The 23,964-nt window shown below is 69.2% G+C and carries 17 protein-coding genes and 1 tRNA gene; 6 read left to right on the plus strand and 12 right to left on the minus strand.

What is annotated here, in order from left to right; translation table 11 throughout:
* The first annotated feature begins 124 nt into the window (after window positions 1-124).
* Window positions 125-262, plus strand: coding sequence for a hypothetical protein (locus CA606_RS03420; protein WP_181242760.1), 138 nt, complete (start codon window positions 125-127; stop codon window positions 260-262).
* A gap of 316 nt (window positions 263-578) precedes the next feature.
* On the plus strand, window positions 579-8,573 hold the full coding sequence (locus CA606_RS03425) for an autotransporter domain-containing protein (RefSeq protein WP_181242761.1): 7,995 nt from the start codon (window positions 579-581) through the stop codon (window positions 8,571-8,573).
* A gap of 188 nt (window positions 8,574-8,761) precedes the next feature.
* Here the strand turns inward: CA606_RS03425 and CA606_RS03430 are convergent, their stop codons facing one another.
* From CA606_RS03430 to CA606_RS03440, 3 genes are all read right to left on the minus strand, one after another.
* Entirely contained in the window at window positions 8,762-9,469 is a 708-nt protein-coding gene (locus CA606_RS03430; RefSeq protein ID WP_096052381.1) for a hypothetical protein, read from the minus strand.
* Window positions 9,466-10,416 carry a hypothetical protein gene (locus CA606_RS03435; protein ID WP_181242762.1) on the minus strand — a complete coding sequence of 317 codons (951 nt, stop codon included), beginning with the start codon at window positions 10,414-10,416 and terminating at the stop codon, window positions 9,466-9,468. The genes CA606_RS03430 and CA606_RS03435 overlap by 4 nt, the downstream gene beginning before the upstream one ends.
* Window positions 10,417-10,529: 113 nt before the next feature.
* A tRNA-Arg gene (locus CA606_RS03440) sits at window positions 10,530-10,606 on the minus strand.
* Window positions 10,607-10,691: 85 nt separating this feature from the next.
* On the opposite strand from CA606_RS03440, the gene CA606_RS03445 reads away from it, so the two are divergent.
* From CA606_RS03445 to CA606_RS03455, 3 genes are all read left to right on the plus strand, one after another.
* Window positions 10,692-11,945: a dicarboxylate/amino acid:cation symporter gene (locus tag CA606_RS03445; protein WP_181242882.1), complete on the plus strand. Its 1,254-nt coding sequence runs from the start codon at window positions 10,692-10,694 to the stop codon at window positions 11,943-11,945.
* 166 nt (window positions 11,946-12,111) lie between these two features.
* Window positions 12,112-13,257, plus strand: a complete 1,146-nt coding sequence (locus tag CA606_RS03450) for a sensor histidine kinase (protein WP_181242763.1) — start codon at window positions 12,112-12,114, stop codon at window positions 13,255-13,257.
* Window positions 13,254-13,607 (plus strand): response regulator, encoded by a 354-nt coding sequence (locus tag CA606_RS03455; RefSeq protein ID WP_096052378.1) that lies wholly within the window; start codon window positions 13,254-13,256, stop codon window positions 13,605-13,607. Before CA606_RS03450 ends, CA606_RS03455 begins: the two co-directional genes overlap by 4 nt.
* Here the strand turns inward: CA606_RS03455 and CA606_RS03460 are convergent.
* From CA606_RS03460 to CA606_RS03485, 6 genes are all read right to left on the minus strand, one after another.
* Window positions 13,604-14,788 carry a glycosyltransferase family 61 protein gene (locus CA606_RS03460; protein WP_096052377.1) on the minus strand — a complete coding sequence of 395 codons (1,185 nt, stop codon included), beginning with the start codon at window positions 14,786-14,788 and terminating at the stop codon, window positions 13,604-13,606. The two genes, CA606_RS03455 and CA606_RS03460, sit on opposite strands and share 4 nt — an antisense overlap.
* 10 nt (window positions 14,789-14,798) lie before the next feature.
* Entirely contained in the window at window positions 14,799-15,851 is a 1,053-nt protein-coding gene (locus CA606_RS03465; protein WP_096052376.1) for a glycosyltransferase family 61 protein, read from the minus strand.
* Window positions 15,848-18,304: a glycoside hydrolase family 99-like domain-containing protein gene (locus CA606_RS03470; protein WP_096052375.1), complete on the minus strand. Its 2,457-nt coding sequence runs from the start codon at window positions 18,302-18,304 to the stop codon at window positions 15,848-15,850. The genes CA606_RS03465 and CA606_RS03470 overlap by 4 nt, the downstream gene beginning before the upstream one ends.
* Window positions 18,301-19,053, minus strand: a complete 753-nt coding sequence (locus CA606_RS03475; protein ID WP_096032493.1) for an ABC transporter ATP-binding protein — start codon at window positions 19,051-19,053, stop codon at window positions 18,301-18,303. Before CA606_RS03475 ends, CA606_RS03470 begins: the two co-directional genes overlap by 4 nt.
* A 9-nt stretch (window positions 19,054-19,062) precedes the next feature.
* Window positions 19,063-19,854 (minus strand): ABC transporter permease, encoded by a 792-nt coding sequence (locus CA606_RS03480; RefSeq protein WP_096052374.1) that lies wholly within the window; start codon window positions 19,852-19,854, stop codon window positions 19,063-19,065.
* 124 nt (window positions 19,855-19,978) lie between these two features.
* Window positions 19,979-20,782, minus strand: a complete 804-nt coding sequence (locus CA606_RS03485) for a hypothetical protein (RefSeq protein ID WP_096052373.1) — start codon at window positions 20,780-20,782, stop codon at window positions 19,979-19,981.
* Window positions 20,783-20,869: 87 nt separating this feature from the next.
* Between CA606_RS03485 and CA606_RS03490 the strand changes: the two genes are divergently transcribed.
* Entirely contained in the window at window positions 20,870-21,877 is a 1,008-nt protein-coding gene (locus tag CA606_RS03490) for an AraC family transcriptional regulator (protein ID WP_096052372.1), read from the plus strand.
* On the opposite strand, the gene CA606_RS03495 is transcribed toward CA606_RS03490, so the two are convergent.
* The 3 genes from CA606_RS03495 to CA606_RS03505 are packed head-to-tail and all read right to left on the minus strand — an operon-like array spanning window position 21,874 to window position 23,716.
* Window positions 21,874-23,082, minus strand: coding sequence for an NAD(P)/FAD-dependent oxidoreductase (locus CA606_RS03495; protein ID WP_096052371.1), 1,209 nt, complete (start codon window positions 23,080-23,082; stop codon window positions 21,874-21,876). The genes CA606_RS03490 and CA606_RS03495 overlap by 4 nt on opposite strands.
* Complete coding sequence (locus CA606_RS03500) at window positions 23,082-23,477, minus strand: type II toxin-antitoxin system VapC family toxin (RefSeq protein ID WP_096052370.1); 396 nt, start codon at window positions 23,475-23,477, stop codon at window positions 23,082-23,084. The genes CA606_RS03495 and CA606_RS03500 overlap by 1 nt, the downstream gene beginning before the upstream one ends.
* The gene (locus CA606_RS03505; RefSeq protein WP_096052369.1) at window positions 23,477-23,716 is read right to left on the minus strand and encodes a type II toxin-antitoxin system VapB family antitoxin; all 240 of its coding nucleotides are present in this window, start codon (window positions 23,714-23,716) and stop codon (window positions 23,477-23,479) included. The genes CA606_RS03500 and CA606_RS03505 overlap by 1 nt, the downstream gene beginning before the upstream one ends.
* Window positions 23,717-23,964 lie beyond the last annotated feature (248 nt).

The following is a 23,964-nucleotide window of genomic DNA, read 5'->3' on the forward strand; positions in this document are numbered from 1 at the left end:
ACCCGCCGCGCGCCGCGTCCCGGGCGCGCGCCGCAACCGGGCGTGCGCCACGGTCGGTCCTCGTCCGGGCTCAGACGCCGGATCAGCCTGGCCAGCGCTGTTTTCAAGGGGGCGAAGGGATCTGATGAGCTACGAAATCTATAAGCTTTTCATCGTCTGGCGCTGGAACGTGCCCGCCCTGGGCCGGGGCGGATTTGTCCTGACGCGGGCGGCGGCCAAGACGGCCGCCCAAAGGGCCATCGCCGCCGTTCGCTCAAATTAAGCTTGTTAAATCCGCGTCTTGAAACGGCGCTGAGGGCGGGGCGCGACGCCAAAGGCGCGGGCGATCCGCGTCGGCTGTAACGGGCCCGTCGCGCGGCGGCGCCGGCGGCGCGCGCTGTTCCATCCGCGTCAAAATCTAAAAGCCTTCGACAGGCGCCACCCCGGCGGCGGGCATTTTTCGCCTGCGACATGACGTCGCAAAAAAGCACCCAAAATTGGACAAGGGCGCGGTCTTGGCGCGCCGGGCGGCCTGTGGATATGACGCCCGCTGCTCACAAAAAGGGTGGGCGGGTTCAAGGGGCCGGTGGGTCGGGTCTATGTCGGTGCAAGAGGGCGTGATCGGTACGGAACGGGGGCAGACGCAGCGGTGGCGCGCGGCCTTTTCGGCTCTGCTCACGACCCGGCCCGTGCGCGCACGCACCGCGACCCTGACGCCCGCCGCGCGACGCGGCGCGGCCCGTGTTCTCAGCCTGCTGAGCCTGTGCCTGGCCCTGGTCAGCGGCCTGTGGGCCGCCCCGGCCCAGGCGCAGAATGAGACCAAGACCTTCAGCTTCAGCTACCACTGGCGCGACGTGCTGGATCGCACGATGCCGGCGCCCGTCCTGGGCTATGATACTAACGGCCTCGCCTTTTACTTCCCCGACGTGAATCCCTTCCCGACAAGGACGTCGGGAAACGATCTCTGTTTCACGATCAACAAGGTCGCCGTGCCGATCGACGATGGGCAGGGCTCCCTTGTCTCCGATTTAGGCACCACCTGGCGTCTGCGGTTCAGCACGTCGCAGACGTATCCGTGTACGGCGACCTATACCAACATGGCTCTCGCGACGGCGATGGGCCTCTACACGGCCAACGTCACGATTGCGATCACCAATACGCTGCCCGTGTTCCAGCAGACGGCCTTCACCGTGCCCCTGGGCCAGACCACCACCATCTCCAAGGCCAGCATCGTCACCGACGCTGACGGCGACTTGATCTCCCCCCTGACCCTCAATCAGGCCAGCAAGACCGGGCCCGGCTGTGGCGAGGTCAGTCTGGTCACGAGCGGGGGCAGTTCGGTCGCGAGCGGGGTCGCGTTCACCCCCTCGGCCAGCGGCGGCGCCTGTTCCATCGGCATTACGGCCCACGACGGCATCGCGACCGTGGCGGAGACCCTGGTCTTCACCGCCCCCGCCGCCCAGACCATCAGCTTCACCGGGGCGGCGCCGACCAACGCCCGGGTCGGGGGCGCCACCTATACGCCGGCCGCCACGGCGACCTCAGGCCTGGCCGTGGCCTTCGCCCTGGACGCCAGCTCCACCGGCTGCGCGCTGTCGGGCGGGGTGGTGTCGTTCACCGGCGTCGGAACCTGCGTGCTGAACGCCAACCAGGCCGGCGACGCCAGCTTCCAGGCCGCGTCCCAGGTGCAGCAGAGCTTCGCCGTCGCCGCCGCCGCCGCGGCCCAGACGATCACCTTCACCTCCACCGCCCCGACCAACGCCCAGGCCAGCGGCGCGACCTATACCCCGACCGCCACAGCCACCTCGGGCCTGGCCGTGGCCTTCGCCCTGGACGCCACCAGCACCGGCTGCGCGCTGTCGAACGGCGTCGTCAGCTTCACCGGCGCGGGGACCTGCGTGCTGAACGCCAACCAGGCGGGCAACAACGACTTCCTGGCCGCCTCTCAGGTGCAGCAAAGCTTCACCGTCCTCGCCGCCGCCGTGGCCCAGACGATCAACTTCACCTCGACCGCGCCCACCAGCGCCCAAGCGGGCGTCGCCAGCTATACGCCCACGGCGACCGCCACCTCGGGCCTGACCGTGGCCTTCACCCTGGACGGGACCAGCACCGGCTGTTCGCTGTCGGGCGGGGTGGTGTCGTTCACCGGCGCCGGCACGTGCCGCATCAACGCCAACCAGGCGGGCAACACGAGCTTCCTGGCCGCCTCGCAAGTCCAGCAGGCCTTCACCGTCATCGCCGCCGCCCCCGTCGCCCAGACGATCACCTTCAACACGGCGCCCAGAAACGCCCGGGCCGGCGGCGCCAGCTACACCCCGGCGGCGACCGCGACCTCGGGCCTGACGGTGGCCTTCACCCTGGACGGAACCAGCACCGGCTGTTCGCTGTCCGGCGGGGTGGTGTCATTCACGAGCGCGGGGACCTGCCGGATCAACGCCAACCAGGCGGGCGATGCGTCGTTCCTGGCCGCCTCGCAAGTCCAGCAGAGCTTCACCGTGGCCGCTGCCCCGGTCGTTCAGGGTGACCACATCGTCTTTCCGACCTTCAGCTACCACTGGCGCGACGTCCTGGACCGCACGATGCCGGCGCCCGTCCTGGGCAATGATGAGGCTGGCCTTCCCTTATACTTCACGGACGTCAATGCCTTCCCGTCACAGGGAATCAATTTCTGTTACGAGATCAACAAGGTCGCCGTACCGATGGACGATGGGCGGGGCGCCCTTGTCGTCGGTGTAGGCACCACCTGGCGTCTGCGCTTCAGCACGACGCATTCGTATCTCTGTACGGCGACCTATACGGGCATGCCTCTCCAGACGGCGACCACCTACTATTCGGCCGACATCACGATCGCGATCACCAATACGCCGGCCGCGTTCCAGCAGACGGCCTTTACCGCGCCGGTGGGCCAGACCACCACCATCCCCAAGGCCAGCGTCGTCTCCAGCCCTGACGGCGACCCAATCTCCCTGACCCTCAATCAGGCCAGCCTGACCGGGCCCGGCTGTGGCGCGGTCAGTGTGGTCGCGAGCGGGGTTGAGTTCACCCCCTCGGCCAGCGGCGGGGCCTGTTCCATCAGCGCGACGGCCAACGATGGCATTACGACCGCGACGCAGACCCTGGTCTTCACCGCCCCGGCCGCCCAGACCATCAGCTTCACCGGGGCGGCGCCGACCAACGCCCGGGTCGGGGGCGCGACCTATACCCCGGCCGCCACGGCGACCTCGGGCCTGGCCGTGGCCTTCGCCCTGGACGCCAGCTCCACCGGCTGTTCGCTGTCGGGCGGGGTGGTGTCGTTCACCGGCGTCGGAACCTGCGTGCTGAACGCCAACCAGGCCGGCGACGCCAGCTTCCAGGCCGCGTCCCAGGTGCAGCAAAGCTTCGCCGTCGCCGCCGCCGCCGCGGCCCAGACGATCACCTTCACCTCCACGGCCCCGACCAACGCCCAGGCCAGCGGGGCGACCTATACCCCGACCGCCACGGCCACCTCGGGCCTGGCCGTGGCCTTCGCCCTGGACGGCGCCAGCACCGGCTGCTCGCTGTCGGGCGGCGTCATCAGCTTCACCGGCGCGGGGACCTGCGTGCTCAACGCCAACCAGGCGGGCAACAACGACTTCCTGGCCGCCTCTCAGGTGCAGCAAAGCTTCACCGTCCTCGCCGCCGCCGTGGCCCAGACGATCAACTTCACCTCGACCGCCCCCACCAGCGCCCAAGCGGGCGGCGCGACCTACACCCCCACGGCCACCGCCACCTCGGGCCTGACCGTGGCCTTCACGTTGGACGGTACGAGCACCGGCTGCTCGCTGTCGGGCGGGGTCGTGTCGTTCACCGGCGCCGGCACGTGCCGCATCAACGCCAACCAGGCGGGCAACACGAGCTTCCTGGCCGCCTCGCAAGTCCAGCAGAGCTTTACGGTGATCGCCGCCGCCGTGGCCCAGACGATCAACTTCACCTCGGCCGCCCCCACCAGCGCCCAGGCCGGCGGCGCGTCCTATACCCCGACCGCCACGGCGACCTCGGGCCTGACGGTCGCCCTCACGTTGGACGGCGCCAGCACGGGCTGTTCGCTGTCGGGCGGGGTGGTGTCGTTCAGCGGGGCGGGGACCTGTGTCCTGAACGCCAACCAGGCGGGCGACGCCGCGTTCCTGGCCGCGCCCCAGGCGCAGCAGAGCTTCACCGTGATCGCCGCCCCCGTGGCCCAGACGATCAACGTCACCTCGACCGCGCCCACCACGGCGCAGGCGGGCGGGGCGACCTATACGCCGACGGCCACCGCGACCTCGGGCCTGACCGTGGCCTTCACCCTGGATGGGACCAGCACGGGCTGTTCGCTGTCGGGCGGTGTGGTCACCTTCACCGGCGCGGGGACCTGCGTGCTGAACGCCAACCAGGCCGGCAGTATCGCCTTCCTGGCCGCCGCCCAGGTTCAGCAGAGCTTCGCCGTCGCCGCCGCCGCCAACCCGGTGGCCCAGACCCTGACCTTCAGCTCGGCCGCGCCGACCAGCGCCCAGGCGGGTGGGGCGAGCTACACCCCGGTCGCCGGCGCCACCTCGGGCCTGGCGGTGGTCTTCACCCTGGACGGGACCAGCACCGGCTGCGCGCTGGCGGGCGGGGTGGTGTCGTTCACCGGGGCGGGGACCTGTGTCCTCAACGCCAACCAGGCGGGCAATGCGTCGTTCCTGCCCGCGCCCCAGGTGCAGCAGACCTTCACCGTCCTCGCCGCCCCCGTGGCGCAGACGATCAACTTCACCTCGACCGCGCCGACCAACGCCCAGGCCGGCGGGGCGAGCTATACGCCCACCGCGACCGCGACCTCGGGCCTGGCCGTGGCCTTCACCCTGGACGGCGCCAGCACGGGCTGCTCGCTCTCCGGCGGCGTGGTGAGCTTCACCGGCGCCGGAACCTGCCGGATCAACGCCAACCAGGCGGGCAACGTGTCGTTCCTGGCCGCCACCCAGGTGCAGCAGACCTTCACGGTGATCGCCGCCGCCGCCGCGGCCCAGACGATCAACTTCACCTCCACCGCGCCCACCAGCGCCCAGGCCGGCGGGGCGAGCTACACGCCCACGGCCACCGCCACCTCGGGCCTTGCCGTGGCCTTCACGCTCGACGGCGCGAGCACGGGCTGCTCGCTCTCCGGCGGGGTGGTGAGCTTCACCGGCGCCGGAACCTGCCGGATCAACGCCAATCAGGCGGGCAACGTATCGTTCCTGGCCGCCGCCCAGGTCCAGCAGACCTTCACGGTGATCGCCGCCGCCGCCGCGCAGACCATCAACTTCACCTCGACGGCCCCGACCAACGCCCAAGCCGGCGGCGCGAGCTACACGCCCACAGCGACCGCCACCTCGGGCCTGACCGTGGCCTTCACGCTCGACGGCGCGAGCACCGGCTGCTCGCTGTCGGGCGGTGTGGTGAGCTTCACCAGCGCCGGCACGTGCCGCATCAACGCCAACCAGGCCGGCAACACGAGCTTCCTCGCCGCCGCCCAGGTGCAGCAGACCTTCACCGTCACCGCCGCCGCCGTGGCCCAGACGATCAACTTCACCTCGACGGCCCCGACCAGCGCCCAGGCCGGCGGCCCGAGCTATACGCCTGCCGCCACCGCCACCTCGGGCCTGGCCGTCGCCTTCACCCTGGACGGCGCCAGCACCGGCTGCTTGCTCTCCAGCGGCGTGGTCAGCTTCACCGGCGCCGGCACGTGCCGGATCAACGCCAACCAGGCGGGCGACGCCAACTTCCTGGCCGCCACCCAGGCGCAGCAGGCCTTCACGGTCAGCGCCGCCCCTGTCGTCACCGTGGCGGCGCCGCAGACGATCAGCTTCACCTCGACCGCGCCGACGAACGCCCAGGTCGGCGGCGCGAGCTACGCCCCGAGCGCGACCGCGACCTCGGGCCTGGCGGTGGTCTTCACGCTGGACGGCGGCTCCACGGGCTGCGCGCTGTCGGGGGGCGTGGTCAGCTTCACCGGCGCGGGGACCTGCGTCTTGAACGCCAACCAGCCGGGCGACGTGTCGTTCCTGGCCGCGGCTCAGGCGCAGCAGAGCTTCACCGTCGCGGCCGCCGCCGCCGCGCAGACGATCAGCTTCACCTCGACGGCGCCCAGCAACGCCCGGGCGGGCGGGGCGAGCTATACGCCTGCGGCGACGGCCACCTCCGGCCTGGCCGTGGTCCTCACCCTGGACGGGGCCAGCACGGGCTGTGCGCTGTCGGGCGGGGTGGTGAGCTTCACCGGGGCGGGGACCTGCGTGCTGAACGCCAACCAGGCGGGCGACGCCAGCGTCCAGGCCGCGCTTCAGGTCCAGCAGAGCTTTGCGGTCAGCGCCGCCGCCGCGGCTCAGACGATCAGCTTCACCTCGGCCGCGCCGACCAACGCCCAGGCGGGCGGGGCGAGCTATACCCCGGCCGCCGTCGCCAGCTCGGGCCTGGCTGTGGCCTTCACGCTGGATGGGGCCAGCACCGGCTGCGCGCTGTCGGGCGGGGTGGTGTCGTTCACCGGCGCGGGGACCTGCGTGCTGAACGCCAACCAGGCCGGTAACAACGACGTCCTGGCCGCGCCCCAGGTCCAGCAGAGCTTCACGGTCGCCGCCGCCCCGCCGGTGCGGGCGCCGCAGACCATCGTCTTTACCGCCACGCCGCCCGCGTCGGCGCAGGCGGGCGGCGGCTATGTCGTCGCGGCCACCGCCAGTTCGGGACTGGCCGTCAGCTTCAGCCTGGACGGGACCAGCAGCGGCTGCAGCCTGTCGGGCGCCAGCGTCAGCTTCATTGATGCGGGGACGTGCCGGATCAACGCCAACCAGGCGGGGAACGACCGGTTCCTGGCCGCGCCCCAGGCGCAGCAGAGCGTCACGGTCAGCCTGGCCGCCGCCCCCGTCGAGTTCACCTCGACGCCGCCCGCCACGGCTCAGCCGGGGGGCAGCTATACGGTGACGGTCGCGGCCAGCGGCGCGGCGGCGGCGGTCATCAGCCTGGATCCGGCCAGCACCGGGTGCGCCCTCAGCGGCTCCCAGGTGGTGTTCACCGGGCCCGGCGTGTGCCGCATCAACGCCGACCTGCCCCCCACCGAGGCCTTCCCCACGGGCCGCAGGGTGCAGCAGTCGATCACGATCGAGAAGACCGCGGCGCTCTGCACGCTGTCGTCGTCCGCCGCGAAGGTCTTCGCCGACCTGCCGGTCGTCTTGACCGCCGCTTGCGCCTCACAAAGCGGCCGGGGGCAACCGTCGGGCACGGTGACCTTCACCTCGGGCGGCGCGACGCTTGGGGTGGCGACCCTGGTCAATGGAACCGGGGCGCTGACGACCCAGTTTTCCGGCGTCGGCGACGTGGTGATCTCCGCGCAGTATTCCGGTGACGCCGAAAACGCCGCCGCCAGCTTCGTCGACGCGCTCAAGATCCTGGTCGACGCGCGTCCCGACCCGGCGCAGAACGGCGACATCCAGTCGTCGGTCACCGAGCAGGCGTCCTCGCAGACCCGGTTTGGACAGACCCAGATCGACAACATCTTCAGCCGCTTGCAAGAGCTGAACACCGTCGGGGCGGGCCGGCCGTCCAGCCTGCGGATCCGCGCGGTGGGGAGCTCGCCGCGTCCGGTTCTGTCGAACGGCGCCACCGATACGCGCTCGAGCGAGTCAGAATGGCTGCGCGCGCTGAACTTCGCGCAACGCTGGCCCAATCACGCCCTCGGCGCCGATGGGATCGCTCGGGACGTCCAGAACCCCCAGGCCCGTCCGGCCGCCTCGTCGGAGCCGTCCGATACGGGGCCGTGGCAGCTATGGACCGCCGGGGACGTGGCCATCGGCGTCTACAGGCCGCTGCCGGACGGCAAGGGGCGCCCGACCTTCACGACCCAGGGCGTCACGGCGGGCTATGATCGCCGGGTGTCCGACAAGGTCAACGCCGGCTTCGCCGTCGGCTTTGCGTTCGACACCACGCGGCTGCCCGCCAGCCTGGGCCGAAGCGAGGTCCAGAACCTGTCTTTGGCCGCCTACGCCAACGCCCGTCTGACGCCGGAGACGTTCCTCAGCCTGATCCTCGGCTCGGGTAGCGGGACCATCGACAGCGAGCGCGGCTTCGCCGGTGAAGAGGGCAAGCTGTCTGGCGCGCGCGACACGACCCAGCTCTTCGCAACCTTCGCCCTGACGCACGATATGGTGCGCGGCGGCATGACCTTCTCGCCGTATGCGCGGCTGGACGCGGTGCGGATCCAGCTGGCGGCCTATGAAGAGCGCGGCATGCGCGAACGCGCGCTTCGCTATGACCGGCTGGTCAGCGACTTCGCCAGCGGCGTTGTGGGCGCGCGGCTCAACTATCCGCTGTCGGTGGATCGTGGACGCTGGCTGCTGCACGGCCGCCTGGAGTATCGCCGCCGGATCGCCGGCGACTACCAGCAGCGGATCGGCTACGCGAACGAGACGAGCGGCGAGCGCTACCCGTTCCTCTTCAGCCAGCAGCCGATCGCCAGCGAGTCGCTGGACTGGCGCGGCGGCCTGCGGTTCGCCGCCAACCCCAAGACCACCCTTTCCCTCGACTACCAGGGCAACTCCGCCGCAGGCCAGTCACCCGCCACGATCCGGGCGGGGGTGGAGCTGCGGTTCCCGTGAGGGATGCGGGGGGGCGTGTGTGGTGTGAGACTTGGTGGTGAGCGAGAGGGTGGCGCCGAGTGCTGGGTTAGCCGTGCGGCGCGACGCCTATGTCTGCGATTGGCGAGAACGGGCCGCCGATGGCCAGAGATCGCTACACGCGATGCTTGGGGGCTCTCGATCCGGAAAAGGGCGCGCGAAGTACGATGTTAAAGGCACCTGGGCAGGGCGCGTACCGCTGCGACCACTTCGTCACGAGCATCGGCTGGTGGAGCGCCGGGCGGTGTAGTTTTGCGCTCCCGAAGCGTTGACCAGTAACGCGCGCCGCCAAGCTTCAGATAAGCTGGATCGCCCCCGATCCGGCCGTCCTTGGTCACCCATCGCGTCATGATCTTGACCGCGCAAGCGAGGTTGACATCGGGCCGCGTGAGGTCCGCTTCCGACTTTAGCCCACAGCCATAACCGGCCTCGTCGGAGAGCGAGAGTTGTAAAAGGCCGATGCTGTACTGGCCCTGATCCACCTCCCAATAGGGCTCAGCGGCTTGGAAATTCGATTCCGGGCGTGCCATGGCCGTCAGCAAGGTGCGCCAAACTAAAGCACGGTCTTTCAGCGCCAACTCGGCGTACTGTGGGCAGAAAGTGGCTGCATCGACTGGCAGGGTGGCTGCGAGCGGATGAGTGGCGCCTAGAAGGGGCTCGAGGAGAGTGACCACCTCCAAACGAGTCAGGGTCTTGGCGGTCGCGCCCTGCGCGGCCAGACAGGCTCTGCCGAACTTCTTAGCGTCGGCCTGGGTTGTGAACCCTCGCGCCTTCATCTGCTTGGTGCAACTGGCCGGCGTCGCTGGTGCGGGGGCGGCGGCGGCGCCTTCGTGACACAAAACGGCGACGACGAGCCCTACGAGAAAAGCCGCTCTCATGACCCTATCTCCACAGCGGTGATCAGCTCGGCCAGAACGCGGTCGAAGAGCGCGACATCAAAATTCTGGGGATCGTCGTGCCCGCCTTTATATTTGGCGTCGATGACCGCGTGGAAGGCGGGGGTCAGCCAATGGCCGCGCCGGGCGCTGGCGGCGATATAGAGAAGGGCTAAGCGGCGATACTGGATCTCGGTGAAGCCTAGGTCGGGTGCGATCAGGTCATTAGCATCCTTGCCGGGCGCCGGCAGGGCCGGGCTGCCGATCCGAGGTTGGATGTTCTCGACCCCGAGGAAGAGCCCGCGTTTGGCGCTGGCGTTATGGCAGTAGTCGAACTTCAGGTGCGAGATGTGGGTCTCGAACGGGGTTTCGACGATCGAGCCGCCGATCCGGTTGGTCCAGGCGTGGGCGAGCGGCGCCTTCGTCGTGGGCGGCTTGTGTCCCCCGAAGCTGCGGTTGGTAGGCCAGGTCTCCCTATCACGATCGGCGGGCAGCTGGCCGCGAACAGGACAGGAAGCCGTCGGCTTCGTGACGGCGGAACAGTTGGGCGAACTGGTGTCGTGGATCACGAAATAGTCGACTGTGAGCGGCTTGGTGCTCGTCAATCCAAGATCTGCGAGCGCGATTTGGTGGCGCACTGCGTAGCTTTCGACACTGGCGCGGTCGAATGGAACCTTGGCGCCCGCACGATCGGTGAGGCGCGCTGGAGCAGTCGGATCGCCAATCTTCGCTCCGCGCTTGACCTGTCTCAGCAGGCAGCGCGCTTGTTGGTTCGGCTGTCCCGCGAATTGACGCCGCGCCACGTCAAACCCGCACAGGCCCTCCCGGGCCTGTGGGACGGTAACCTTGTCTTTCAAGCGGCATTTGGGCGAACTGGAATCCTGAGCGAAAGCGCCATGGCCCAAGGCCAGGGATGCCGCCAAGACGCTGGATACGACAACGGCTTTCATCTGATCCCCCAGAAGCCATAGCTCCCGCTTCCGTAGCGGTGCGCTTATAAGTTGTCTCTGTCAAGCATCACACCCGAGGATGCCCCGTTAGGCGGGCGTCGCAGCAAAACCCCTGGCGGCCCGGGAGGGACTCGAACCCCCGACCTTCGCTTTAGGAAAGCGCTGCTCTATCCTGCTGAGCTACCGGGCCGCGCGGTGCGCGGGTCAGGGTCAATAGCGCAAGACGCGGGAGGTTAGAACCCCGTCCGCGAGGCTTGGGGGAACGCGTGCGGCATTTGAAGTCCATCTATGTGCAGGTGCTGATTGCGATCGTCCTGGGGGTGCTGGTCGGGGCGATATGGCCGCAGATCGGGGTGGCGCTGAAGCCGCTGGGCGATGGCTTCATCAAGCTGATCAAGCTGGTTATCGCGCCGGTGATCTTCTGCACCGTGGCCGGCGGCATCGCGCGCATGGGCGACATGAAGGCGTTCGGCCGGGTGGGCGTGAAGGCGCTGATCTATTTTGAAGTGGTCTCGACCCTGGCCCTGGTGCTGGGCCTGGTCGTCGGCCGGCTGGTGCAGCCTGGCGCGGGCTTCAACATCGATCCGGCCACGCTCGATGCGTCGGTCGCCGCCGGCTACGTGGAAAAGGCCCAGCACGGCGAGGGCATGGTCGCCTATCTGCTGCACCTGATCCCCGACACCTTCATCGGCGCCTTCGCCGACGGGAACCTGCTGCAGGTGCTGGTGATCGCGATCCTGACCGGCTTCGCCTGCGTGCGGCTGGGCGACTTCGGCGAGCGGGTCGCCCATGTGCTGGACGAGACGTCCAAGCTGTTCTTCGGGATCATTCATATCGTGGTGCGCCTGGCCCCGATCGGCGCGTTCGGCGCCATGGGCTTCACCATCGGCAAGTACGGGGTGGAGGCGCTGGTGCAGCTGGGCGCGCTGGTGGCGACCTTCTATGTCACCTCGCTGCTGTTCGTGCTGGTGGTGCTGGGAGGGATCGCCTGGGCCAGCGGCTTCTCGATCTTCCGGTTCCTGGCCTATATCCGCGAAGAGCTGCTGATCGTGTTGGGCACCAGCTCCTCGGAGTCGGTGCTGCCGCAGATGATGGAGAAGCTGGAGAACGCCGGCGCCCGTCGCTCGGTGGTGGGGCTGGTGATCCCCACGGGGTACAGCTTCAATCTCGACGGCACCAACATCTACATGACCCTGGCCACGCTGTTCCTGGCCCAGGCCACGAACACGCCGCTGTCGCTGGGCCAGGAGCTGGCGCTGCTGGGCGTGGCGATGCTGACCTCGAAAGGCGCTTCGGGCGTCACGGGAGCCGGCTTCATCACCCTGGCCGCGACCCTGGCCGTCGTGCCCGACATTCCGATCGCCGCCCTGGCCATCCTGGTCGGCGTGGACCGGTTCATGAGCGAGTGTCGAGCCCTGACCAATCTGGTCGGCAACGGCGTCGCCACGCTGGTGGTGGCGCGCTGGGAAGGGGCGCTTGATCGCCAGCGGTTGGACCGGGTCCTGCGGGGCGCGCCTGCGACCGAGTGACGCTGCACGGCGAAGCTTGCCACTTATCAAGGCGGAGCCTCGCCCGACGTGCAATCCTGCCTGAGTTCGCGTGCAGTGGCGTTTTGATTCGCGCATGGCGGTCGCGAGAGTTCGGCGCCGTCTACATGTTAGGGTTACGCGGCACAACCAGCGTGCGATTGGAGCTATGCGGGAGCTCGACGGCACAGAGAACATCGGCGACGCCGACACCGGTCTGACGACTCTCATCGAGATGATCGAGGCGCTGTCGACGACTCGCACGATCAACGAGGTCGCCGACGTGGTGCGCGGCGCTGCGCGGCGCATTCTGGGCGCTGACGGCGTGGCCTTCGTCATGCGCGATAGAGAACAGTGCTGGTACGTCGACGAAGACGCGATCGGCCCCCTGTGGAAGGGCAAGCGCTTTCCCATGGACCAGTGTGTCGCCGGGCGCGCGATGATGAGCGGCCATGTGGTGGTCTGTCCCGACATCTACGCCGATGCGGAGGTGCCCCACGACGCCTATCGGCCGACCTTCGTGAAGAGTCTGGCGATCGCGCCCGTGCGGCCGCGCGACCCCATCGCCGCGATCGGCGTCTATTGGGCGCGCCCTTACGACCCGCCGCCCGAGGTCCTGCGAAAGCTGCAGGTGATCGCACGGGCGACGGCGTCGGCCCTGGAAAGCGGTCGGCTGAACGACTATCTGGCCGCCTCGCTCGAGCACGGCCATTTCCTGCTGCGCGAACTGGACCACCGGGTGAAGAACACCCTGGCGATCGTGCAGTCGATCACGCGCCAGACCCTGCGAACCACGCCGTCGGTCGAGGCCTTCGCCGACGTGTTCGAAAGCCGGATCCTGGCCTTGTCTCAGGCGCACGAGCTGTTGACCCGCCGCGCCTGGGGGCGCCCGCAGCTGGAGGAGATCCTGCAGCGCACGCTGGCGACCTTCGCCGACGACGTCGCCGCGCGCTTTGATTTCCGGGGGCCCGTCGTCACGTTCAACGCTGAAACGGCGGTGTCAGTGCACATGGCCATCCACGAACTGATCGCCAACGCCACGCGCCATGGCGCCTTGTCGACCCCGGAGGGGCGGATCGTCATCGACTGGAACGTCGACGAGGCCACCGCGCCGGCGCTGCTGACCCTGACCTGGCGGGAACAGGGCGGACCCTCGCTTTCGGGACCGCCGGCGCGTCATGGGTTCGGGTCAAAGATGGTCCATCAGGGCTTGGCGCGGGACCTGGGCGGTCAGGCGGTTCTCGACTTCACGCCGACGGGCCTGATCTTCACGCTGCGCGCGCCGATCTCCGAGCGCATGAGTCTGGCCGCATGAAGACCGCTCGGGTGATGATCGTCGAGGACGAAGCCCTGGTGGCCATGATGGTCGAGGACATGCTCGGCGACATGGGGTGCGAGGTGGCCGGCTCGTTCGGGGCCGTGAGCGCCGCGCTGGCGTGGCTACGCGATCATCCCTCGCCGGACGGCGCCGTTCTGGACGTCAATATCGGCGGCGAGATGGTGTTTCCGGTCGCCGAACGCCTGCGCGAGCAGGGCGTGCCGTTCGTGTTCGCCACTGGCTATGGCGACCTGCCGCGAGCAGGCTTCGAGTCGGTCCAGGTGCTGGCCAAGCCGATCAACGCCGGCGCGCTGCGCCTGGCCGTCGACCGCTTCCGGATGGGCTAGAGCCGTAGTTCTGGCGCATCGATCGGAAACGGGGCGTCGTCCCAGCCCGCCATGGCCTTGCGCGCTTGGGCCCGGTCCACCGCGATCGCCAGCTTCTGGCGGAACTCATCGGCGTCGATGGTGAACGGCTGGTTGGCCTGGGGTTCGATCGAATAGAGCCGCGCCTGGCCGTCGGCGGGCAGGATGTAGCCGACATCGTGGCGGCGGAAGTTGCCGATCCGCGACTGCACCTCCACCAGCCAGTTCAGCGACACGACCTGGCAGCCCTGGGGCGAGAGCAGGGCGTTGTGCAGGCCCGAGCCGAACTCGCCGGCGACAAGGCGCGCGCGGGAGAAGAGGCGGGCCTGCTGGTCCCAGCCCAGGGTCTCGGGGCGCACCAGGGTGAGGCCGGCCTCCTGGGCCAGGCCCTCGATCTCGGCTTCGTTCTCGAGCTCGCGGAAGGACTGGGCCGTGCGCACGCCCCCTCGGCTGACGAAGATCATGTCGCCGCCGCCGCCATCGGTCCAGCTCAGGGCTTCGCGCTCAAGATTCCAGCGCATGAAGTCGTGGAACACATAGTTGCGGTTCAACATGTGCGGTAGCAGGGCCGCGCCGATCTCCACGGCCTCGTCGCGCGGGTCGTAGGTGACGATCTCCTGGTCGGGCAGCATCATCCGAACGATCCGCGCCACATAGCCGGGGGCGGTCCTGGGCAGCAGCAGCGGCGCGACGATCCCCGCCGCCTTCAGGGCGCGCATCACGAACAGCTTGGGGTACATCTCGGTCAGCCAGTGACCCCAGACGAAGTTGAAGTGGGTGATCACGAAGGCCCGGTCCAGCCGGTGGGTCACGGGCGCGTCGAAATCCCAGGCCTGGCGCGCGATGTCGTGCTGGTACCAATGCTGGATGTAATAGGGGTAGGCGCCTTCGGCGTAGACCATCTGGTCGTCCAGCTTCAGGTGCGCGCCCGAGCCGCCGGCCACCACGCGCCGGGCCACCAGCAGGTCGACATCGGGCGTGTGAAGGTCGCCTTCGATGTGTGGGCCGTTCAGCAGCTCGCCGGCACAGGGCCACAGCATGGGGCGGGGCGGAACCAGCATCCCGCCCTTGATCAGCAACGCGTGCGCCACCCGGTCGGGACCATGAAGGGCCGCCGAGAGGGGGGCGAAGTCTGTATTGGAAAGGTCCACGAACGAAGCCACGGCGCGGTCCTTAGGCCCGCTGCGCCAGGAACGCCAGCAGCGCCACGGCGTCGGCGCGCCAGCAGAATGCGCCGGCGGGAACGAGGGACGGGTCCAGCGGCGCGTCCGGAGTCTCCTTCTGCCCCGCCGCGTCGAAGCCATGCCAGGTCGCGCCCGCAAGGGAAGCCAGGTCGCGCACCCACAGGCGCGTCGCGCCGGGCGGGCGGATCTCCACGATGTGGGCGTCCGGCGCGCAGAACAGCGCGTTGGCCAGCGCCGTGCCCGTCGGCGCGACAATGACGTCCGCCTCACGGAACAGACCGATCAGGTCGCGCGCCGAAGACGTCTCGGGACGGATGATCCGGTAGCCCAGCGCCGCCAGTTCGATCTCGACGCCCGCCTCGTCGACCATCACCGCGTCCATCGCGTCGGCGCGGCTGATATAAAGCTTGTGGCGGACACCGCTGGCGGGGCCGAGCGCCGACAGGATGCGCTCACGGACCTCGGCCAGCATCGGGTGAGACGCGGCCGGCGCGGGGTAGGGCGCGGTCAGCGCCTCGTCCAGGACGATCCAGGGCGCGTCAACGGTCTGCGGCGGGTCAAGTCCGGCCAGGGCCAGAAGATCGCCCTGCAGGGCCGTCAGCGGCGGGGTCACCAGCGGATGCTCGGCCAAAGCCCCGGCCTTGGACGCCGCCAGCAGCATCGGCAGGGTGTTCGTCAGGAACCCCGCATAGTTGCGCAGATCGCCCCAGCCGGCCAGGACGGCTCCCTTGGTCAGACGCGGCGGCGCCTTGGGCAGGATCAGCCGGCTTGCGCCGCTATCGACGCGCACGCCCTGCAGCGCCGACAGGTCCGGGCTGAAGCCCAGCGCCTGACGCGCCGCGCCGCCCAGGACCTGACCGCCGGCGTCCACGATCACGCCAAACCCCGGGGCGCACCACACCTCGCGCGCCGTCGTGAAGCCCGAGGCGACGGGGGCGTCCAGGATCAAGGGCAGGGACGGCGGCTCGGGCGCTCGGGGCGCAGGGGCCAGGGCCTTCAGCTTGCGCCCGACCCGGCGGGCGAGGCGGGCGAGGCGGCTCACAGCTCGAAACTCGCGCGGTAGCCGGCGCGATCGACGATGGCGGCGGTCAGGCGTTCGAGCGCGTGGGCGGTGGTGCCGTCGACGCGGCCAAGCTCCGGTCCAAAGGCGATCTCGTCGTCTGACAGGTCGGTCAGGGGGGCGAAGGCTTCCGTCCGTCCCCAGAACATCGAGCCGGCGGCGAACGGCGTCTCCGGGCGCGGCTTCAGGCCCATGCGCGCCGACAGCCGGTCGGCCTCGGCGCGGTTGTTGTCCATCACGTCCGGATCGCCGATCCGCATGCGCGCGCTGGCGGCGGCCAGCAGGCCAAGCTTCGGGTCCTGGGCGAAGGCGCGCAGGGCCAGGGCGGCGGCCTCGCCGCCGAGCAGGCCCTCGACCAGCTTGGCCCGCCACTGGTCGCCCTTGGCCTGATGCGGCGAGCGCTTGGAGTGCAGCTTGCAGAACACCGAATAGCCCAGCGCGCGGGCGCGGCGCAGCGTCTCGACGAACGGACGGATGTCGCGGCCGCGGTTCTCGGCGATGGCCAGATGCGCGGTCGGGAAGGCGGCGCGGGCGCGGGCCAGATCCGCCTCGCTCCAGGTCTCCGGCACAGTGATCATCAGATCCAGAACGTCGGCTGTGGCGCCCAAGCGCTCGGCGAACCAGTCGATCAGTTCGGGATAGAACAGGTGCAGCAGCGTCACCGCATCGGCGCGCTTGGCGAACTGGCCTTGCGCTTCGGCGATGATCGGATGGGCGCTGGTCAGGCGCGGCAGCCAGGCGCTGAGCGCGGTGCGGGTGGCGTGCAGATAGCCGTGGCCAAACCAGCGATCGGGCTCGAGATAGGCGCCTTCGCCCCACTCATTCCAGGCGTTGACGAACACCAGCGCCTCGCCCTTGGGATGCCTGGCCTCGGCGTGCTTCAGCGCCCCCGACAGCCAGCCGAAATAGCTTTCCGGATCGGCGTTGTGGAACGCCACCCCGGCCCAGGGCTTGCGGGCCTGGTTGTCCCAGCCGGGCATGACGCCGGGCACGAAGGCGGCCGGAACCTGCTCCAGCTCGTCCAGCTTGTGGCGGGCGACGGCGGGATAGTCATAGACCTTGCCGGTGAAGCCAGCGTGCAGGGGCGTGACCCGGTTGGTGATCTCGCCCTCGACAATGGCGTGCGGCGGGAAGTCGACGATGCCGTCGAAGCCGTGGCCGGCATAGTCCTGGAAGCCGAAGGCGGTGGTGCACAAAAGGTGCAGCTCGCCCAGCCCCATGGCGCGGGCCTGGTCGCGCCAGCGCTCGGTGGTGGCCTTGGCGTCGGGCAGGATCTCGGGGCGGTACAGCACCAGGAGCGGCTTGCCGCCCACCCGCAGGTAGCGCGGGTCGCGCATGTAGCGGGCCAGGTCCTCGAACACCGCGCGGTCGTCTTCGGGCGAGTGCTCCTGGCCCATCAGGATGTCGCTCTCGTCGCCGTCCCAGCGGCGGGTCCAGTTCTCGTTGGCCCAGCAGAGGGCGAAGGGCAGGTCCAGGCTCGGATCGTTCAGGAACAGGTCGAGCGGCCGTTCCAGAAGGCGCTTTCCGGCGAACCAGTAATAGTGGAAGCAGAAGGCGTGGACGCCTGCGCCCTTGGCCAGATCCACCTGCTGGGCCAGCACCTCGCGCTGGCGCAGGTCGTAGAAGCCCAGATCCGCCGGCAGGCGTGGCTGGTAGTGGCCCAGGAACTGCGGCTGGGCCTTGGAGACGTTGGTCCACTCGGTGAAGCCCTTGCCCCACCAGGCGTCATTCTCCGGGAACGGATGAAACTGCGGCAGGTAGAAGGCCACCACCTTGGGCGCTTCGGCCGGCAGGGTGATCGGGGCGGCGATCGGGGCGGCGTAGTGCGGGCTGCGCAGGTTGCGGGAGACCGCGATCGCGTGGGCGTAGGTCGCGCCGACCGCGCCCTCGTCGCGTCCCGCCGGACGCGCCACGCGCCCCTTGGCCAGCAGCGCCCGCCCGCGTCGCCAGGCCGCGCCAGCGGGGCCGCGCAAGGGGCCCAGCATCGGCTTCAGCGCCTGGATCGCCGCGCCGCGCAGGCCGCGCGGATCGCGGCCGAGATCCCCGATGCGCGTGACCGTGAAGCCCTCGACCGTGAAGGCGCAGGCGCCCTCGGACGGGTCGAGCCGCACGCCGTTCAGCTGGAAGCTGCGGGCCGGCAGCGAGGCGAACCAGCCGTCCGGACCGGCCTTCAGCCGAGCGTAGGAATCTTCGGAAAAGCCGTCGCCCCAGTCGGCGTAGAGCGCGGGGCCGACCAGCTTGCCCTCGACCGCCTCAAGCTTGACGTCGATCCGCACCGCCTTGGCCGCCCGCAGCGCCTTGCGCTCTTCGCGGGTGGGCGTCCAGACCATCTGCGGGTCGCCGTCGCGCGCCGCCAGGACCGTGCGTCCGGCCGCATCGGCGCCGGTGACCGACACGTCGCGGCCGGTCTTCAGGCCGGGCGGCAGGCGGCTCATGCGGCCTGGGTTTCGCGGTAGGCCAGCCAGTCCTCGGTCGAGCCGAGGAAGGCGATCTTTCCGCCCTGCAGCTCGCAGACGCGGTTGCAGACGCGCTGGACCAGATCGTGGTCGTGGGTGGCCATTACCATGATCTTGGCGTCCTCGACCATGCGGTGCATCCGCTGGGCGGCCTTCTGCACGAAGGCGGCGTCGCCGGCGCTGAGCCACTCGTCCAGCACCAGGATGTCGGCCTCGAACTCGGTGGCCACGGTGAACATCAGGCGCGCCAGCATACCGGCCGAATAGGTGCGCACCGGCAGATGCAGGAAGTCGCCCAGGCCTGAGAACTCGGCGATGGCGTCAACGCGGCTGTCGATGACCTTCCGCGAAAGCCGGCGCATCAGGCCCAGCTTGTGGATGTTGCGAAGGCCCGTGGCCTCCATGTCGAGACCGGCGTTGATGGCGATCATCGAGGTGATGTCGCCGTCGATCGACAGCTCGCCGCGCGTCGGCGAATAGATGCCGGCGATGACCTTCAGCAGGGTGGTCTTGCCCGAGCCGTTGTGGCCGACGAGGGCGATGCGGTCGCCCTCGTTGATCTCCAGATTGATGTCGTGCAGCGCCTTAACAGCCGCGACATCGCCCGCGGCCTTGTACATCCGTCCGCCGACCGCGAGGTTGAACACCGCGCTGCGCAGCGACTGCGAGCGCAGGCTGTAGACGAAGTAGTCGAGATCGACGTTGGTCAGCTTGATCTGGTGCGTCATCCCCGTCTCCTACAGCCAGAAGACCACGCGCTTGCGGAACATCGCCAGCAGCGTGATGGCGACGACGACGAGCATGCCCAGGGTTCCCAGAGTCCACCACCAGTGGATGGCGTCCGGCGCATGGCCGGTCAGCGGCGCGCGCAACAGCTCGACCTGGTGGGTGAAGGGGTTCAGCTCGACCACCCAACGGTGCTTTTCGCTGACGTTCGCGGTCATCCAGAACACCGGCGTCACGTAGAACAGCAGCTGGACGACATAGCTCATCATATAGGCCACATCGCGGAAGCGGGTGGACGGGATGGCGATGATGAAGCCCTGAAAGCAGACGATCAGCATGATCAGGACCAGCGCCGGGATCAGCGTCCAGTGAGGGATCGAAAACCGCTGCAGCACCAGCATCGTCGCCCAGAAGGCGATCGCCTGGAACAGGAAGTTGGTCGCCGATTTCTGGGCGTGCAGGAAGACATAGAAGCTGAGCGGCAGGCGCTGGCTCTGCATCAGGCCCGCGTTCATCAGAAAGATCGCCTGGGCCTCGGCGATGGTGGTGCCCACCAGCGACCAGGCCAGAAGGCCCGCCATCACCTGGGGGTAGCTCTTCATCATATCCACGCCCATCAGGGCGCTGACGACGAAGGCCAGGGCGAAGGCGATGACCAAGAGGTTGCAGGCCATCCAGAACGGCCCCAGCACCGAGCGCTGGAAGCGCGACGCCGTCTGATCCAGGCCAAGCCGCCACCAAAGCGGCGCGAGACGGATCCCGTCTCCCACATCCTTCAGGGCCGCCATCAAGGGGCTTGGCATTCGCAACCTTCCAAAGCGCCACACGGACGATCAGCAAGGCGCTTGCTTATAGGGGCGAAAGCGTCGGGACAATGGCTTGAACCATCGCCGGGCGACGCTTCCGGCGAGGTGTTGCGTAAAAACTTTAGTTGAGGCGCTGGCGCCGCCGGCGCCAGTCATCGACATAGACCTTGGCCAGCCAGAACAGCAGGATCGGCAGCGGCGCCAGGGCGGCGACGTAAAGCAGCGCCGAGTCCTGCAGGGCCTTGGGAAACACCTGCTGTTGCCCCAGGAAGAACGACCCCGAGGCGATGAACAGCGAAAAGCACATCCGCCAAAGGTGCCGCGCGATCCGCGAGGTCCTGGAAAGTTGCTTGCGCAGCAGCGCGTGCGCCTCGCCCGCCGCCGCAAAGACGCCGGCGATCGTGAACAGCAGGAAAGCCTGGGGCGGCGAGCCGTCCACCGTCCCGCTGGGGCTGGCCGCGCCCATCCGCATGAACGTCACGCCGGCGGCGGTGATGCAGAGGGCGACGATCAGCCCGATGACTTCCGGCGCGCCGGCCTTCTTGTCGCGCAGACGAGCCGCCATCGTCCCGCTGATCAGCAGGTACAGCGCCATGACGCCGGCGACGAAGTTGGGGCGCTGCCCCGTCTGGAGGAACGGCGCCACGCCCGCCCCAATGGCGTAGGCGGTGAACATCGCCAGAAAGAACACCGACCCCGCCGCGCGGTGGACGCGCTGGCCCTTGCGCACGGCCAGGGCGATGACGCCGGTGACCATCCCGATCGCCCCGCCGGCGATGTGCGCCCAGAGCAGGGCGTTGGCGCCCAGATGCATCCAAGCCGGATCGCCGGGCCTGGCCTGAAGGTTTTCCGCCAGGGCGATCGACGGCGCCAGTGCGGCGAGGGCGAACAGGAGGGAGGCGACAGAACGATACCGGGGTGTCATGGCCCATTACTTGTCGATGGGCGGCGCGCGCGCCATGATCGTTCCCACCGTGCGCATGATCATTTGTAACACCAGGGGCCCGCGACGATGTCGACTCTGACCACGTCAGCGGGGGTCGCCGCTGGCTTGATCGCGTTCGCTGTCGAGCAGGGCGCGGATCGCACCGCGCTGATGGCCCGGGCCGGCCTTGCCCCTGAAGACCTGCAGGACCACGACCAGCGCCTGCCGCTCGCAACCTATATGGCGCTGATGCGCGCGGCCCAGGACCTCTGCAACGACCCGGCGTTGGCGCTGCATTTTGGCGAGGCTGTCGATCTGGCGGAGATCTCGATCGTCGGGCTGATCATGAACGCCTCGGCCACCATGGGCGACGCCTTCGCCCAGATGCAGCGCTTCGGCCGATTGTCTTTGGAGACCGAAGGGCTCAGCGACGGGCCGCGCTTTGCGCTGAGCGTCCGCGACGGTCAGCTCTGGATGGTCGACACCCGCACCGATCCCAACACCTTCCCCGAACTGACCGAAGGGGCCTTCGCCCGGCTGGTCTGCGGCCCGCGCCGCTTCCTGCCCGAGCCGCATGTGCTGGAGGTGTGTTTCACCCATCCGGCCCCGGCCTGGCGCGCCGAGCACGACCGTATTTTCCAGTGCCCGGTGACCTTCTCCAGCGGCTGGAACGCCATGCGGCTCGATCCGCGCATCGCGACCTGGCCCGTGGCGCTGCAGCCGCGCTACGTGTTCGGCGTCCTCATCCAGCGGGCCGACGAGTTGCTGCGGGAGCTTGAGGACCAGAAGACCGTCCGCGGCCGGGTCGAGGCCGTGCTGCTGCCGCTTTTGCACACCGGCGAGGTGAGCGCCGAGGCTGTGGCCCGCGCCCTGGGCTTCAGCCGTCAGACCCTGTTTCGCAAGCTCAAGGCCGAGGATGTCACCTACAAGACAGTGTTGGATGGCCTGCGCCACCGCATGGCGCTGCGCTACCTCACCGGCGCCAAGGCCTCGGTCAACGAGACCGCCTATCTCGTCGGCTTCTCCGAGCCCGCCGCCTTCTCCCGCGCCTTCAAGCGCTGGACCGGCAAGAGCCCGCGTGACGTCTTGGCCTAGAGTAATCGCTCCAGCGCCGCCTTTCCGGCGGCGACGCCGGTGGCGAAGCAGGCCTGCAGCAGGTAGCCGCCGGTAGGGGCTTCCCAGTCCAGCATCTCGCCGGCCAGCAGCACGTCGGGACGGCCCTTCAGCGTCAGGCCGTCCAGGCTCTCGAAGCGCACGCCGCCCGCCGAGGAGATGGCGCGATCCAGCGGCTGGACCCCGGTCAGCCGGATCGGCGCGGCCTTGATCGCGGCGGCCAGGGCGGCCGGCTCCACGGGGAGATCCAGGCCATGGGCCTCGCGCAGCAGATTGACCTCGACCGGCGACAGCTTGACGGCCTTGCGCAGGAAGTTGGCCAGGCTCTGGCCGCCGCGCGGGGCGTGCAGGCGACGCTCCAGGGTCTCGACCGGCAGGTCGGGGCGAAGGTCCACGATCAGGGTCGCGCCGCCCGCCAGGGCCGCGTCGCGCGCCGCCCCGCCCAGGGCGTAGATCGCGCCGCCTTCCAGGCCATAGCGGGCGATGACCGCGTCGCCCCGCGCGCGCGCCTCACCGAGGCGCAGCTGGATGTTCTTCAGAGGCTCACCCGCGAACCGGTCGCGGAAGACCGTGCTCCAAGCGACGTCGAAGCCGCAGTTGGCCGGCCGGAAAGGCGCGATCTCCGAACCGCCCACCCGCAGCAGCGGCGCCCAGGCCGCGTCGGAGCCGAGCTTGGGCCAACTGGCGCCGCCCAGCGCCAGGATGGTCAGCCGCGCGCGGATCGCGTGACGGCCGTCCGGATCCTCGATGAGCAGGGCGCCCATCGCGTCCCAGCCCTTCCAGGCCGAGCGCGGCCGCAGCGACACGTCAAGTCCCTCCAGGCGCGCGAGCCAGGCGCGCAGCAGGGGCGAGGCCTTCATCGCCTGCGGAAACACCCGGCCGCTGGCCCCGACAAAGGTGGCTTGTCCCAGCCCCTCGGCCCAGGCGACGAGGTCCTTGGGCGTGAAGGCGTCCAGCATCGGTCGCAGCGTCGCGGATCGCTCGCCGTAGCGCGTGGCGAAACGGTCGAAATCCTCGCTGTGCGTCAGGTTCAGGCCGCCGCGTCCGGCCATCAGGAACTTGCGTCCGAAGGTCGGCATCTTCTCGAACACGGCCACGGACCGTCCGCCCTTGGCCACCGTCTCGGCCGCCATCAGCCCGGCGGGCCCGCCGCCGATCACGGCGACGTCGAGCAGGGTGTCGGGCATCAGGCGACCTCGATGTCGGTCAGGGCGAAGTCCTCGCCTTTGTAGAGCAGCGGGACGCCGTGAACCTTGGCACAGGCGTAGGAAAAGCAGTCGCCCATGTTCAGCCGCGCGGGATGGACGCCCTTGCCGAAGCGGGCATGAGCGTCGAGAGCGAGCGCGTACTCGGCTTCGCCGATGGCGACCAGCGACGTATCGAACGCGGTTCGCAGACTATCGAACCTTCGGGAGGCGGCGCTCAGATCTCGCCCCGTCTCCCGTGAGACGGCCCGGACCGTCTCCCAGGCGGCGACGGCCGAGGTCAGGACGACCGGCGCGTCGGCCAACTTGACCCTGAAGGTCTCGGCCTCGGGTTCTTCCAGCAGCATGGCCGTCCAGGCCGAGGCGTCGACGAACATCACTCGTCGTTGAGGCTGTCGAAGAACGCCTTGTCCGCCTTCAGGCCGGTGCGAGGCCAGCTGGCGACCTCGGCGCATATCGCGCGCGCCTTGGCCAGCTTCTCCTCGCGCGCCTTTTCGTCGGCCTCGCGCGCCTTCGTTACGGCCAGCTTGATGGCGTCAGTGATTCCAACGCGCTTTTCCTCGGCGTACTGGCGCACCAGGGCGTCGGTCTCGGGGTCGCGGACATGGAAGGGCATCGGAACCTCCGTCTAGACAGAAGGTAGCATCGGCTAGCCGGGGCGGCAATTGAGGGGCCTCTCTGCGTCCTTCGAGGCGCGCTCAAGAGCGCGCACCTCAGGATGAGGGGTTCAGCAACGGCATTCCTCATCCTGAGGTGTGAGCCGAAGGCGAGCCTCGAAGGACGCACAGACGTCGCGCGCACCCAACCCCAAACGCAGAACGGGCGCTGGATTGCTCCAGCGCCCGTGCCGCTACGCTTTACTGG

Source organism: Caulobacter vibrioides (assembly GCF_002310375.3).
Lineage (GTDB): Bacteria > Pseudomonadota > Alphaproteobacteria > Caulobacterales > Caulobacteraceae > Caulobacter > Caulobacter vibrioides_D.